We start from the raw sequence: 13,163 nt of genomic DNA, 5'->3' as shown, positions 1-13,163 counted from the left end.
GTGCTAGCGCTCGATATGAATTTCGCGTACCGGGCAAGGGATCTCTATGTCGGCCTGGCGCAGCGCGTTGATCAGCTCAAGGTTGACCTGGTATTTATTCTGATAGTAGCGATTGGTGGGCACCCAGTAACGCAGGCCTATCTCTAAGCCAATACTGTTGAAGCCGTTGATCCCTATCTGAGGGGCACGCTCCTGATTTACCTCTTCGTTGGCATCCAGCACCTGTTGGGCGATGGCCAGCACCTGGTTGGCATCGCTGGCGTAGCTGATGTTGAAGCGTATCTCGACCAGCTTGTCGCTGAAGGAGTTGTGCAGGATCTCGCCGACGATATGTTTGTTGGGGATGCTGATCACCTCGCCTTCCTCGTTGGTGAGCAGGGTCAGTCCCAGGTGGATACTCTTGACCACGCCGCTGACCCCTTGGATCTCTATGGTGTTGCCCACCACGAAGGGGCGGGTAACGATTATGGTGACGCCCGCCGCGTAGTTAGAGAGCATCCCCTGTAGCGCCAGGCCGGCGCCCAGAGAGGCCGCACCGATAGCCGCGACCATAGGCGTGATGCTGATCCCGAGCTTGCCCAGGGCGATAACCCCTACCATGACTATGATGAGAATGCGCACCAGATTGGAGACGAAGTTGCTCAGGGTGATGTCTATCTCATGCTTCTCAAACTGCTTGGCCACCAGGTTGGAGATCTTGTTGGCGACCCAGAGGCCCAACAGGAAGATCAGTAGGGCGCCGACCAGCTGGAAGCTGTACTTCACCAGAAACTCGGTCAACAGGTTGTAGACATTTTGCAGTTGCGCCAGCTCCTGCTCCAGACCATTTTCGTTCATCACATTCGTCCTAAAATTTGCCGCGAACCACTATCGCGCGGGCATAGAATCCAACCTGGGTATGTTACTTAATATTCAATGGCTTGATAACCAATATCTCATTTATGTCCCATGACACTCATTAGCGTGAAGCATATCAAGCAATTGGCACGCATCCGAGGGCATGGCGGCCAGTATAAGATATAGTCTAGTTCACCCCTAAGTAACCTAATCCTTAGTAAAAGAGGCATTATGAAAGCGCTATTCTTGGCTGTGGGCGTGCTGTTTTCGGCCGCCAGCCTAGCCAGCAGCCTGACCACAGGCGATCGTATCGAGGCAATCACCCTGGCGGATCAACACCAAGCCGTGTGGGAGCTCAACAGCAATACCCAGGTTTTACTCTTTAGCCGCGGCATGAAGGGGGGCGAGATCATTCAGGAGGCACTTGAGTCCCTAGAGGGCCCCATGCCGGGGAACTGGCGTTATGTGGCAGACATCAGCGGTATGCCATCGCTTATCGCCAAGTTCGTGGCCATCCCCAAGATGCAAGATCTCAACTTCGCCATCGGCCTGGATCAGGAGGGCGAGGCGACCCATCTGCTGCCTGGTGACAAGGAGACGGCGACAGTGATCACCCTGGATGGGCTCAAGGTGATCAAGGTAGTGAGCGTCGATTCCGCCAAGGCCCTGCTCGAGGCGGTGAAATAGCGCGAAAAGTGCTAACCGATGGTTAGCATAATTTAATTTAAAAATTAATAACTTAGCTTGGATTTTGCACCGATGAAAATCAGGTTATCCGTTTTGGAATAAAAATTTATTTATTAAGCATAAAAATTCGTTGATCTCAACGAAAAAATAGCGTTTACTTCGCAGCGATTTTTAACCGAATCACGCTAAATTATTTTTATTCTGCTACGGAGATACTGGCGAGATGAGCCAATTTCAAGCGATTGATGTTAATGAGTATTATGACCAAGCTACCTTTGAGCGTATCAAGGCGTTTGCTCAGGATAAACCGACACCTTTCGTGGTGATTGACACTAAAATCATTGCAAAACAATATGATGACATGGTGCATAACTTTCCTTATGCCAGTATCTACTATGCCGTCAAGGCTAACCCGGCCAAGGAGGTATTGACCCTGCTGCGTGACCGCGGCGCTAATTTCGATATCGCCTCTATCTATGAGCTGGATATGGTGAGCGACATCGGCGTGACGCCTGACAGGGTCAGCTATGGCAATACCATCAAGAAGCGTAAAGATGTGCGCGCCTTCTATGAGCGTGGCGTGCGCATGTACGCCTCTGATTCCGAAGCCGATCTGCGTATGATTGCCGAGGAAGCCCCCGGTTCTCGCGTCTATGTGCGCATCCTAACCGAAGGCACCCACACGGCTGACTGGCCCCTGTCGCGTAAGTTCGGCTGCCAGAATGAGATGGCCTTCGAGCTGCTGGTGCTGGCCAAGACGCTGGGGCTGGAACCCTATGGCATCTCATTTCATGTGGGCTCACAGCAGCGCGACATAGGCGCCTGGGACTCAGCCATCGCCAAGGTGAAGAGTATCTTCGAGCGTCTGCGTGAAGAGCATGGCATAGAGCTGAAGATGATCAACCTGGGTGGCGGTTTCCCGGCGAACTATCTGGACAAGACTAACGAGCTGGGCACCTACGCCGAGCAGATCACCCACTTTCTCAAGGAGGACTTTGGCGATCAGCTGCCGCAGATCATCCTTGAGCCTGGCCGTTCGCTACTTTCTAATGCCGGCGTGCTGGTGTCTGAGGTGGTGCTGATCAGCAAGAAGTCGCAGACGGCATTGGAGCGCTGGGTATTTACCGACGTGGGTAAGTTCTCTGGCCTGATCGAGACCATGGATGAGGCGATCAAATTCCCCATCTATACCGAGCGTCAGGGTGAGTTGGATCGCTGCGTGATCGCCGGCCCGACCTGTGACAGTGCCGACATCATGTATGAGCACTACAGCTACGGCCTGCCGCTGGATCTGGCTATAGGCGATCGCATGTACTGGCTAACGGCCGGCGCCTATACCACCACCTACTCGGCGGTCTGCTTCAACGGCTTCCCGCCGCTGAAGGATTACTATCTGTAGTAGATAGAATTTCTAAGAGATAAGAAAAGGGCGCCTAGGCGCCCTTTTTAATGTCTGATGTCCGCACTATTTGTCGTGGGACTTGAGGATCTGATGCAGTTCCTCTTTGATATGCAGTTTCTGCTGTTTGAGTACCTTGACCTCTGGGGTGAAATCGCTGGCCGCATGTTGCTCTAGCTCTTTAATCTCGTCGTCGAGTTCGTTGTGTTTGTTAAACATCTTAAGAAAATGCGCGTCTTTTGATTTTAGTTCGCTGATCAGGTCTCTGTATTCTGGAAACATATTGGCCGTCCTTCTTGGTCAAAATGGGTGAGAGGTCATAGCAAAAGTGGTTAATTTCCCTTTGCTATGGTTTCAGCCTAGCGCGATCTGTTTGCTGGTTTTGTGATCGACTTCACCGCCTGGGATTTCGTTTTCGTGGCTTTACTACAGCTGATTTAACCTGTTGTCATACAAGCTTATTTTATCATTCTTATTTGGGGGTAAAACCAGGTTTTCGGCGACGGCTCTGGGCAAGTGATAAATTTTCCCGGGTGGCTGGCAGCCTAGGTGGGACTTGCTATATTTTCAGTGCTGCTAGCGAAAATGCTTTGGTAAATTCATTACAACAAATTATCTAACTACTGGCGGGGAAAGTGTGATCAGGTTAACCTTAATGGCTTTCATACTAGGTTAAAGTCCATTTTATAAGAATTTTATAATCAAAATTGAAAGGGGTTTTCACAATGTCAGATGTATTTCATTTAGGCCTGACGAAAGAGATGTTAGATGGTGCAACACTTGCTATCGTTCCGGGCGACCCAGAGCGTGTGAAACGTATTGCCGAGTTGATGGACAATCCAACATTCCTGGCCAGTCACCGCGAATACACCAGCTACCTTGCCTATATCGATGGTAAGCCGCTGGTGGTCTGCTCTACCGGTATCGGTGGTCCATCGACCTCTATCGCCGTGGAAGAGCTGGCTCAGCTGGGTATCGACACCTTCTTGCGCGTCGGCACCACAGGCGCTATTCAGCCACAGGTTAACGTGGGTGATGTGATCGTGACTCAGGCGTCAGTGCGTCTAGACGGTGCGAGTCTGCACTTTGCACCTATGGAGTTCCCAGCCGTGGCGAACTTCGAATGTACAACCGCCATGGTGGCGGCGAGCCGTGAAGCGGGTCTTGAGCCTCATATCGGTATCACAGCTTCGTCAGATACTTTCTACCCAGGTCAAGAGCGTTACGATACCGTGACGGGTCGTGTGACTCGTCGTTTTGCCGGTTCGATGAAAGAGTGGCAGGACATGGGCGTACTCAACTATGAGATGGAGTCATCGACTCTGTTTACCATGTGTGCGACTCAAGGTTGGCGCGCGGCTTGTGTGGCCGGTGTGATCGTTAACCGTACTCAGCAGGAGATCCCTGATGAGGCGACCATGAAGCAGACCGAAACCAGTGCCGTGTCTATCGTGGTAGCGGCGGCGAAGAAACTGCTGGCTTAAGCCTAGCTGCTTAACTCGCGAGATTAAAAAAGGCGCCTGATGGCGCCTTTTTTATGAGCAAAGCGTACTCAAAAACTTAGAAGTGATACTTGGCGATCACCGAGTAGGTGTTCTGATCTATGCCCTTAACACCATACTTGTTCTTCCAGTAATCGTATTCGATACCGACGAACAGCTTATCTTTCTTGTGGGCGCCGAAGATGGCCGCCCCCAGGTCATACTTAACCTGAGGGTTGAAGTGGAAGTTCTCTTCATAGCCAGTGTTGTCGGCCGAGAATACCCAGTCGATAAAGCCGTCGAAGACGATGTTCGAGTGGCCTACCGGGAAGTCCATACGAAAGACTGGGGTCAGCTGCCAGCCATCGCTCAGGTTGCCGGTGCTGATGGCATCGCGGCGATAGGTGTTTAGCTGGAAGTAGCTGAAATAAGGGATCTTGAAGTCGAGACCCACACCATAGAGGAAGCTCTTCACCGGGCCTTCGCCCTCTTCGTAGGTGAGTGCCAGTGACACGTCTGTGATGGCGCCTACGCCCACAGGCTTGCCTAAGATCTTGCTGGCGCTGAAGCGGGGCGAGATCTCTCCATAGGTGGTTCTGTCTTTGCCGCCGTTATTGCCATTGAAGTAGATGAAGTCCTGGAAGGCGAACCAGTCGCCATACTTCCAGCCGCCGGCGGTTTCTAGGGTAATAGTGGTTTGTCGCTCCGAGGGCGCCAGATCATACTTGTCGCCATAGAGGGCGGTGGCACTGAAATCCCACCATTGAATCATATCATCGGCCAGCGCGGGCTGGGCGGCGACTAGCGCGAGGAGAAGCCATTTCCTGTTCATCATCTTTTTACCTTTATCATTATTTTTTGGGGCAGCTTTTGACGCCGCTATTTGGGGCTGATTTGAAAACAATCGCGGCACTCTCAAGGTGTCTTTTCGGTTTGTTTTCACGCCCTATTATTTATGCGCCGCAAGTATACGGGATTTCGCCATTGTGCCCAATTCCAAAACAATGTCTTTTACCTAGGTAAATTAAATGTTTGTTGCCTGTGTCACATTTGTATCATGACATAATATGTCGCATTGCGAGAAAAGAGCTGATATAGTCTTGGCAGGGATACTCTCATTTCAGGGGGGAAATATGGAGTTTTCTAATCCTATCTTTATCTGGATTGCCGTCGGTTTAGTCTTGATGTTAGCCGAGATCATTCTGCCTGGCGGTATCGTTATTTTCCTGGGCGCCGCCTGTTTGGTGGTGGCGGGCGCATTGACCCTAGGTTGGGTCGAAGGCTTTGTGCAGGCCCTGACGCTCTGGTTCATCGCCGCTATCGTCTTGTTGCTGGCTTTTCGTCAGGTGACACAGCGCTTGGTGGGTGGTGATTCCCATGTGGATAATACCGATGAGGAGTTTGACCTTTATAACCAAGTTGCCGTCGTCAAGGCGGTGATCGGCCCGGCACAGCAGCAGGGACGCGTCGAGTTTCAGGGAAGCGAATGGCCAGCACTGGGTGATGGCAGCGAGATCCCCATCGGCGCGCGCGTCAGAGTGATCTGCCGCGAGAATATTGCCCTGGTCGTTGAACCTTTGACAGAGCAGGCATAGCCTGGCTGTTACTTTACAGGATGGAATCTATGTTCGAATTTACCATTTTTATACTCTTCGTTTTCTTTATTCTTTATAACTTATTGCTGATCGTTCCTATGCGCGAGGTACACGTTATCGAGCGTCTGGGTAAGTTTAGGGTGGTGTTGCAGCCAGGTTTTCACTTTTTAATTCCCTTCTTCGACCGCGTAGCCTATCGCCACGACACCCGCGAGCAGGTGCTGGATGTGCCGCCACAGAGCTGTATCTCGAAGGATAACACTCAGTTGGAGGTCGACGGCCTGGTCTACCTCAAGGTGATGGATGGCAAGCTGGCCAGCTATGGTATCGAAGACTATCGCCGCGCCGCGGTGAACCTGGCACAGACCACAATGCGCTCCGAGATAGGTAAGCTGAGTCTGAGCGAGACCTTCTCCGAGCGAGACAGCCTCAACGAGTCTATCGTGCGTGAGATCGATAAGGCGTCTGATCCTTGGGGAATCAAGGTGCTCAGGTACGAGATCAAGAACATTACCCCGTCTCACAAGGTGATCCACACCCTGGAGAAGCAGATGGAGGCCGAGCGTAGCAAGCGCGCCGAGATCACTTTGGCCAATGCCGAGAAGGCGGCGATGATCAACCTCTCCGAGGGGGAGCGCCAGGAGGCAATTAACCTGTCGGAAGGTGAGAAGCAGAAACGGATCAACGAGGCCAAGGGGACGGCCCAGGAGATCGCCATCGTCGCCCGCGCCAAGGCGGAAGCCATGACCATGGTTTCAGAGGCCTTGGCGCTGGAGGGCGGTAATGAGGCGATGAACATGCAGCTCAAGGAGCAGTTCATCACCCAGTTGGGTAAGATACTCAACGAAGCCGATATTTCAGTGGTGCCGGCCGAGATGGCCAAGTTGGAAGGATTCTTTGAGGGCATGGAGCAGGTGACTCAGAGTGTGGGTCAGGTAAAAGGAGGTCGCGCATGATCGCAGATATCAACACAGATTTAATCGTACTGGGCATTTGGGGACTGATCTTTGCCATCTTCATCATCAAGCTGTTTCAGTCGATTCGCCTGGTACCTACCAAGTCGGCCTATATCGTCGAGCGTCTGGGTAAGTATCACACCACCTTGGATGCCGGTTTCCATGCCCTGGTGCCTTTCATCGACAAGGTGGCCTATGTGCATGACCTGAAAGAGGAAACCATCGATGTGCCGCCTCAGGAGTGTTTCTCCAGCGATGAGGTGAACGTCGAGGTAGATGGGGTTATCTATATCTCTGTGGTGGATCCTGTGAAGGCCAGCTATGGGGTGACCGACTATCGTTACGCGGCCATTCAACTGGCGCAGACCACCACTCGCTCTGTGATTGGTACTTTGGATCTCGACCGCACCTTCGAGGAGCGTGACGTGATCAGCGCCAAGGTGGTAGAGGTGCTGGATCAGGCCGGGGCCACCTGGGGGATCCGGGTACACAGATATGAGATCAAAAACATAGCACCACCCGAGACGGTGAAGAACGCCATGGAGATGCAGGTGAACGCCGAGCGTGAACGTCGCGCCCTGCTGGCCAAGAGCGAGGGTGACAAGCAGAGCAAGATCAATCGCTCCGAAGGGGTCAAGGCGGAGATGATCAACCGCTCAGAGGGTGAGATGCAGAAGCGGATCAACGAGGCTGAGGGTAAGGCCGAGGAGATCCTCACCATCGCCAAGGCGACTGCCGAGTCTATCGAGCGCATGGCCCAGGTGGTGTCGGCGCCAGGCGGAAAGAACGTGGTGCGCATGCAGCTTGGTGCCCAGTACCTTAAGCAGTTCGATGGCCTGACCAACAGCGCCAATAAGATAGTGCTGCCGGGTAATATGATGGACTTCGATCACTGGATGGACAGCATAGGGCTGGAAGAGAGCAAGGACTAATCCTCACTTGGCGCCCTAACGAACCCCAAAAGCCCAGGCCCTTGCCTGGGCTTTTTTATTGCCTTGGGTTAGGTGTGGATGACCTATGGCGATGTGGTCGACGGTAGGATCGCGCAACGCCTCCTGTTATACTTGCCGCCTGATTTTTTGGAGGCAAGAATGGACGTATCTTCTTTACTCGACGGCTTAAACGACAAACAGCGCGAGGCCGTCGGCGCACCACAATCTAGCATGCTGGTGTTGGCGGGCGCGGGCAGTGGTAAGACCCGGGTACTGACCCACCGCATTGCCTGGCTGATGCAGGTAGAGCAGCAGAGTCCCTATTCTATTCTGGCGGTGACCTTTACCAACAAGGCCGCGGCCGAGATGCGTGAGCGTGTGGAGAAGGTGAGCGGTAGCAACATGGGCCGCATGTGGATCGGTACCTTCCATGGCCTGGCACATCGCCTGCTGCGCACTCACTATCAAGACGCCAACTTGCCCCAGAGTTTCCAGATCCTCGACTCAGACGACCAGCTCAGGCTGATCAAGCGGATCCTTAAGAGCCTCAACCTGGACGAGAAGCAGTATCCGCCCCGTCAGGCCCAGGGCTATATCAATGGCAAGAAAGATCAGGGGCTGAGGCCTAAGCATATCGATGCCGGTGGCTTCCCCATTGAGCAGAACCTGTTGAAGATCTATCAGGTGTATCAGGAGTCATGTGATCGCGCCGGCCTGGTGGATTTTGCCGAGATCTTGCTAAGGGCCCACGAGCTATGGCTCAACAAGCCCCATATTCTGGAGCACTATCAGGAGCGCTTTAAGAACATCCTGGTGGATGAGTTTCAGGACACCAACGCCATCCAGTATGCCTGGATCCGCGTGCTGGCCGGCAGCACGGCCAACGTGATGATCGTCGGCGACGACGACCAGTCTATCTATGGCTGGCGCGGCGCCCAGGTGGAGAACTTGCACCGCTTCCTGCAGGACTTCCCGGCGGCCCAGACCATACGCCTGGAGCAGAACTATCGCTCCAGCGGCAACATTCTTAACGCCTCCAACGAGCTGATCGCCAATAACCCGGATCGACTGGGCAAGAAGCTGTGGACCGAGGACAAGGACGGCGAGAAGATCGGCCTCTATTGCGCCTTCAATGAGATGGATGAGGCCCGCTTTATCGTGGGTCGCATCACAGACTGGCAGGATATGGGCGGTAACCTCAGTGACTGTGCCATCTTGTATCGCTCCAACGCCCAGTCGCGGGTGTTGGAAGAGGCCTTGCTGCACAAGGGAATGGCCTATCGCATCTATGGCGGCCTGCGCTTCTTCGAGCGTCAGGAGATCAAGGATGCCATGGGGTATCTGCGCCTGATCAGTAATAAAAATGACGATGCCGCCTTCGAGCGTATCATCAACACGCCGACCCGTGGCATAGGCGACCGTACCCTGGAGATCCTGCGTAGCACGGCGCGCCAGCAGGAGCTGACACTGTGGCAGACCTGTCTGCGCCTGCTCGATGAGAAGGTGCTCTCTGGCCGCGCAGCAAACGCGGTACGTGGCTTCATGGATCTTATCGTCACCTTGCAGCAGGAGACGGCGGAGCAGTCGCTGCACCGCATGACCGACCACGTAATTCAGGCCTCCGGCCTCAAGACCATGTATGAGGCGGAGAAGGGCGAGAAGGCCCGCGCCAGGGTGGAAAACTTAGAGGAGCTGGTCACCGCGGCGCGCACCTTCGTGATGCCGGAAGATCTCGAAGACATGGGCGAGCTAAACGCCTTTCTGTCTCATGCGGCGCTCGAGGCGGGCGAGGGCCAGGCCGATGCCTTCACCGATGCGGTGCAGCTGATGACGCTGCACTCGGCCAAGGGGCTTGAGTTCCCCATGGTGTTCATGGCGGGCGTCGAGGAGGGGATCTTCCCCAGTCAGATGGCGATGGATGAGGGCGACAGGTTGGATGAGGAGCGCCGTCTCTGCTACGTGGGTATGACCCGCGCCATGAAGCAGCTCTATATCACCTATGCCGAGTCGCGCCGTATCTATGGCCGGGAAAACTATGCCCGTCCGTCACGTTTCATCAAGGAGATCCCTGGCGACTATGTGCAGGAGATCCGCATGCGAACCAGCGTGTCGGCGCCGGCGAGCAGCAACAGATTCGGTCAGGCCCAGCCCGCCTTTAACGGTTCAGCCTTCAACGATTCCGGCTTCAATATCGGCCAGCGGGTGAATCATCCCAAGTTTGGCGAAGGCAAGGTGACTAACTTCGAGGGCAGCGGCGCCCAGGCCAGAGTCCAGGTGGATTTTCTCGACGTGGGCAGCAAGTGGCTGGTGGTCGCCTATGCCCGTCTCGAGACCTTGTAGGGCTGCGTTGACAAAGCGCTTGAAACTCTTAGGGTGTCAGTCATAATGCCAAAGGATATTGATGAGCTTGCCCACAAAAATCAAAGGCCAAAGCAGTCGTTAGGAGAGCCTAGAAAATGAGCTTAAGGGATAAATTGGACGCCTATTTGCGTCTGGCGCGGATGGATAGACCCATAGGTACCTTCCTGCTGCTGTGGCCATGTTTGATGGCGCTGATGCTGGCGGCCGGCGGCATGCCGGATCTTAAGGTGTTGATTATCTTCGTTATCGGTGTAGTGGTGATGCGCGCCTGTGGCTGCATCATCAACGACTATGCCGACCGCAAGTTAGACTCCCATGTGGAGCGCACCAAGAGCCGCCCCCTGGCCAGTGGCGAGGTAACGGTCAAAGAGGCGCTTATCCTGTTCGTGGTGATGGGCCTGCTGGCCTTCGCCCTGGTGCTGATGCTCAACCCGCTGGTGGTACAACTCTCCTTCGTCGGCATCATATTGACCATCATCTACCCCTTTACCAAACGTTTCACCAACATGCCGCAGATGTTCCTCGGCGTGGTGTGGAGCTGGTCGATTCCCATGGCCTATGCGGCGCAGCTAGGCACAGTGCCGATAGAAGCCTGGTGGCTGTTTGCCGCCAACTGGTGCTGGACTGTGGCCTATGACACCATGTATGCCATGGTGGACAGAGACGATGATCTTAAGGTGGGCATCAAGTCGACGGCGATCCTCTTTGGCCGCTTCGACCGGCAGATCATCGGCCTGTTTCAGCTGGCCGCCCTGGGCTGTTTCATAATGGCGGGGCTCAGCGCCGATCGCGGCCTGGTCTTCGCCCTGGGGATCCTCACCTTCATCGGCTTCGGCCTCTACCAGCAGAAGTTGATCTTCGACCGTGAGCGCGCCCCCTGCCTGCAAGCCTTCTTAAATAACAACTGGGCCGGCATGGTGCTCTTCGTGACCCTGGGCGCCGATTACCTCATCTAATACCATTAGGATGAAAAACAAAGCCATGACACTGCTTATAGTAGCGGCGCCATGGCTTTTTTAATGCCTGCCTCCTGCAAGTTAGCCCATTCACCAAACTGACATCACCTCCCTATAGCATCTTGTCTGACGAGCCAAGAAGGCTATTGCCTTCTACACTTACTTAACGCAATAGCTCAGGCTACAGGAAAGCTCAATGGGCGCAGCGTTGAGGTGAGGCAAGGGATGATGTCATATTCGAATCTGGTGTTTGAGGTGGGTGAGTGGCAGCTCTATGAGCTGGTCTTGCTGGGTGTCGGCCTGGGGATCTTGCTACTGAGTCTGCTGATTGGACATTGGTGGCCCCTGGGACTCTGGCGCTGGGCCCTGGTGTTGATAGTCAGTGGCGGCCTAGTAACCCTTTGCGCGCAGAGCCGTCTTCAGGTGAGTCAGCTCAGCGACCTGCTGGTAAGAGGCGCCAAGCTTGAGGTGGTCGAGGGCAACTTTCACTACGGCGACTATCAGTTTTCTAACGTGGCCAAACATGGCATAGATTACCGCGAGATCAGCCTGGATGAGCGTGCCATTAAGCTGTATCACTCAGGCTATCTCCCCAGTGCCCGCTGCTACCGCGCCCTGTATACTCAGAATCAGTTTCACCCCGACGCCCACCTGCGGCTCTCCATCTACTGGAGCGAGTATCACTACACCTATCGCAGCAATCGCTATACTCTCAAGGCGCCCTGTATCGTTAAGGTGGAGCAGCTGTTTGACGATGAAGGTATGGCGCTGGCCGCCAGCCGTTAACTGTCATCATTCAATTCGCGCATAGAGACAAAAAAGCCAGCGACTCGCGTCACTGGCTTTTTGTTTAAAAAGATAACCTTACTTGTTATCGGCTTCTTTCAGCCACTGCGCGGCGCGCTTGGCGAAGTAGGTCAGGATGCCATCGGCACCGGCGCGCTTGAAGCACAGCAGTGACTCCATCACGATCGCCTTCTCGGCCAACCAGCCATTCTCGATGGCCGCCATGTGCATGGCATACTCACCGCTCACCTGATAGGCGAAGGTCGGTACGGCCAGCTCTGTCTTGACGCGGTTAACGATATCCAGGTATGGCATGCCAGGCTTAACCATCACCATGTCGGCGCCTTCCTGAATGTCCAGGGCGACCTCGTGCAGCGCTTCGTCGCTGTTGGCCGGATCCATCTGGTAGCTGTGCTTGTTACCGCCCTTGAGGTTGCCGGCAGAGCCGACCGCATCGCGGAAGGGACCATAGTAGTTAGAGGAGTACTTGGCCGAATACGCCATGATCTGGGTATTCACGTGACCCGCTGCTTCCAGCGCCTGACGAATCGCGCCGATACGGCCGTCCATCATGTCCGATGGCGCCACGATATCGGCACCGGCCTCGGCGTGAGACAGGGCCTGCTTCACCAAGATCTCAGTGGTGATGTCGTTCAGGATATAGCCATCTTCGTCAATGATGCCGTCTTGACCATGGGTGGTGAAGGGATCCAGCGCCACGTCTGTCATCACCCCAAGTTGTGGGAAGGCTTCTTTCAGGGCGCGAACCGCGCGCTGCGCCAGTGCGTCGGCGTTGTAGGCCTCTTCGGCCATCAGGGTCTTCTTCTCGGCTGGGGTCACAGGGAACAGGGCCACCAGAGGGATCCCCAGCTTAACGAGTTCTTCCGCTTCCTTGAGCAATAGATCGATTGAGTAGCGCTCGATGCCAGGCATTGAAGCGACCTGCTCTGTGCGGTTATTACCTTCGAGCACGAACATAGGGTAGATCAAGTCGTTTACCGACAGCTGGTTTTCGGCCATCAGACGGCGACTAAAGTCGTGTTTACGCATGCGGCGCATTCTGCGCTGAGGGAAAGCACTGGTAATGATGTTCACATTCGACTCCTAATTTAGGGTTGTTTGCTTTATTGGGCTACACACTTCACAGCTCATCCGTGGATGGGGCATAGCCAC

13 protein-coding genes are annotated in these 13,163 nt (G+C 54.4%); 9 read left to right on the top strand and 4 right to left on the bottom strand.

The annotated features are described in order from the left end of the window. Nucleotides 1-3: 3 nt before the first annotated feature. Entirely contained in the window at nucleotides 4-837 is an 834-nt protein-coding gene (locus K0H81_RS17665; protein ID WP_220059175.1) for a mechanosensitive ion channel family protein, read from the bottom strand. Nucleotides 838-1,068: 231 nt separating this feature from the next. Between K0H81_RS17665 and K0H81_RS17660 the strand changes: the two genes are divergently transcribed. After that, nucleotides 1,069-1,524 (top strand): hypothetical protein, encoded by a 456-nt coding sequence (locus tag K0H81_RS17660; protein WP_220059174.1) that lies wholly within the window; start codon nucleotides 1,069-1,071, stop codon nucleotides 1,522-1,524. Between the two features lie 223 nt (nucleotides 1,525-1,747). Then, nucleotides 1,748-2,923: a type III PLP-dependent enzyme gene (locus K0H81_RS17655; RefSeq protein ID WP_011867188.1), complete on the top strand. Its 1,176-nt coding sequence runs from the start codon at nucleotides 1,748-1,750 to the stop codon at nucleotides 2,921-2,923. Nucleotides 2,924-2,989: 66 nt separating this feature from the next. Here K0H81_RS17655 and K0H81_RS17650 read toward each other — a convergent pair whose 3' ends face one another. Beyond that, entirely contained in the window at nucleotides 2,990-3,205 is a 216-nt protein-coding gene (locus K0H81_RS17650) for an HP1242/YdcH family protein (RefSeq protein ID WP_160793842.1), read from the bottom strand. Between the two features lie 443 nt (nucleotides 3,206-3,648). Between K0H81_RS17650 and udp the strand changes: the two genes are divergently transcribed. Further along, nucleotides 3,649-4,407 (top strand): uridine phosphorylase, encoded by a 759-nt coding sequence (udp, locus tag K0H81_RS17645; protein ID WP_220059173.1) that lies wholly within the window; start codon nucleotides 3,649-3,651, stop codon nucleotides 4,405-4,407. A gap of 76 nt (nucleotides 4,408-4,483) precedes the next feature. Here the strand turns inward: udp and K0H81_RS17640 are convergent, their stop codons facing one another. Then, nucleotides 4,484-5,236, bottom strand: coding sequence for an outer membrane protein OmpK (locus K0H81_RS17640; protein ID WP_220060889.1), 753 nt, complete (start codon nucleotides 5,234-5,236; stop codon nucleotides 4,484-4,486). A gap of 301 nt (nucleotides 5,237-5,537) precedes the next feature. Between K0H81_RS17640 and K0H81_RS17635 the strand changes: the two genes are divergently transcribed. The 6 genes from K0H81_RS17635 to K0H81_RS17610 all read left to right on the top strand — a co-directional run bounded on the left by K0H81_RS17635 (nucleotide 5,538) and on the right by K0H81_RS17610 (nucleotide 11,990). Beyond that, a complete protein-coding gene (locus K0H81_RS17635; protein WP_144202571.1) occupies nucleotides 5,538-5,999 on the top strand; it encodes an NfeD family protein in 462 nt (153 codons plus the stop codon). Between the two features lie 29 nt (nucleotides 6,000-6,028). Next, on the top strand, nucleotides 6,029-6,955 hold the full coding sequence (locus tag K0H81_RS17630) for an SPFH domain-containing protein (protein ID WP_144202573.1): 927 nt from the start codon (nucleotides 6,029-6,031) through the stop codon (nucleotides 6,953-6,955). Continuing rightward, nucleotides 6,952-7,887, top strand: coding sequence for an SPFH domain-containing protein (locus K0H81_RS17625; protein WP_144202575.1), 936 nt, complete (start codon nucleotides 6,952-6,954; stop codon nucleotides 7,885-7,887). Before K0H81_RS17630 ends, K0H81_RS17625 begins: the two co-directional genes overlap by 4 nt. Before the next feature lie 159 nt (nucleotides 7,888-8,046). Beyond that, nucleotides 8,047-10,227 carry a DNA helicase II gene (gene uvrD / locus K0H81_RS17620; protein WP_220059172.1) on the top strand — a complete coding sequence of 727 codons (2,181 nt, stop codon included), beginning with the start codon at nucleotides 8,047-8,049 and terminating at the stop codon, nucleotides 10,225-10,227. Nucleotides 10,228-10,343: 116 nt separating this feature from the next. Next, complete coding sequence (ubiA, locus tag K0H81_RS17615) at nucleotides 10,344-11,204, top strand: 4-hydroxybenzoate octaprenyltransferase (RefSeq protein ID WP_220059171.1); 861 nt, start codon at nucleotides 10,344-10,346, stop codon at nucleotides 11,202-11,204. Nucleotides 11,205-11,429: 225 nt separating this feature from the next. Then, entirely contained in the window at nucleotides 11,430-11,990 is a 561-nt protein-coding gene (locus tag K0H81_RS17610) for a hypothetical protein (protein ID WP_144202581.1), read from the top strand. A gap of 78 nt (nucleotides 11,991-12,068) precedes the next feature. On the opposite strand, the gene hemB is transcribed toward K0H81_RS17610, so the two are convergent. Further along, on the bottom strand, nucleotides 12,069-13,085 hold the full coding sequence (hemB, locus tag K0H81_RS17605) for a porphobilinogen synthase (protein ID WP_011867178.1): 1,017 nt from the start codon (nucleotides 13,083-13,085) through the stop codon (nucleotides 12,069-12,071). Between the last annotated feature and the right edge of the window lie 78 nt (nucleotides 13,086-13,163).

It is taken from the genome of Shewanella halotolerans (assembly GCF_019457535.1).
GTDB classification, from domain to species: domain Bacteria; phylum Pseudomonadota; class Gammaproteobacteria; order Enterobacterales; family Shewanellaceae; genus Shewanella; species Shewanella halotolerans.
The sequence above is the reverse complement of the archived record's forward strand: the minus strand, read 5'-3'. Positions and strand labels throughout refer to the sequence as shown.

Bases quoted from the DNA above. Each gene is read 5' to 3' on its own strand.
- K0H81_RS17665 (WP_220059175.1), bottom strand. From the start codon at position 837: ATGAACGAAAATGGTCTGGAGCAGGAGCTGGCGCAACTGCAAAATGTC.
- K0H81_RS17660 (WP_220059174.1), top strand. From the start codon at position 1,069: ATGAAAGCGCTATTCTTGGCTGTGGGCGTGCTGTTTTCGGCCGCCAGC.
- K0H81_RS17655 (WP_011867188.1), top strand. From the start codon at position 1,748: ATGAGCCAATTTCAAGCGATTGATGTTAATGAGTATTATGACCAAGCT.
- K0H81_RS17650 (WP_160793842.1), bottom strand. From the start codon at position 3,205: ATGTTTCCAGAATACAGAGACCTGATCAGCGAACTAAAATCAAAAGAC.
- udp (WP_220059173.1), top strand. From the start codon at position 3,649: ATGTCAGATGTATTTCATTTAGGCCTGACGAAAGAGATGTTAGATGGT.
- K0H81_RS17640 (WP_220060889.1), bottom strand. From the start codon at position 5,236: ATGAACAGGAAATGGCTTCTCCTCGCGCTAGTCGCCGCCCAGCCCGCG.
- K0H81_RS17635 (WP_144202571.1), top strand. From the start codon at position 5,538: ATGGAGTTTTCTAATCCTATCTTTATCTGGATTGCCGTCGGTTTAGTC.
- K0H81_RS17630 (WP_144202573.1), top strand. From the start codon at position 6,029: ATGTTCGAATTTACCATTTTTATACTCTTCGTTTTCTTTATTCTTTAT.
- K0H81_RS17625 (WP_144202575.1), top strand. From the start codon at position 6,952: ATGATCGCAGATATCAACACAGATTTAATCGTACTGGGCATTTGGGGA.
- uvrD (WP_220059172.1), top strand. From the start codon at position 8,047: ATGGACGTATCTTCTTTACTCGACGGCTTAAACGACAAACAGCGCGAG.
- ubiA (WP_220059171.1), top strand. From the start codon at position 10,344: ATGAGCTTAAGGGATAAATTGGACGCCTATTTGCGTCTGGCGCGGATG.
- K0H81_RS17610 (WP_144202581.1), top strand. From the start codon at position 11,430: ATGATGTCATATTCGAATCTGGTGTTTGAGGTGGGTGAGTGGCAGCTC.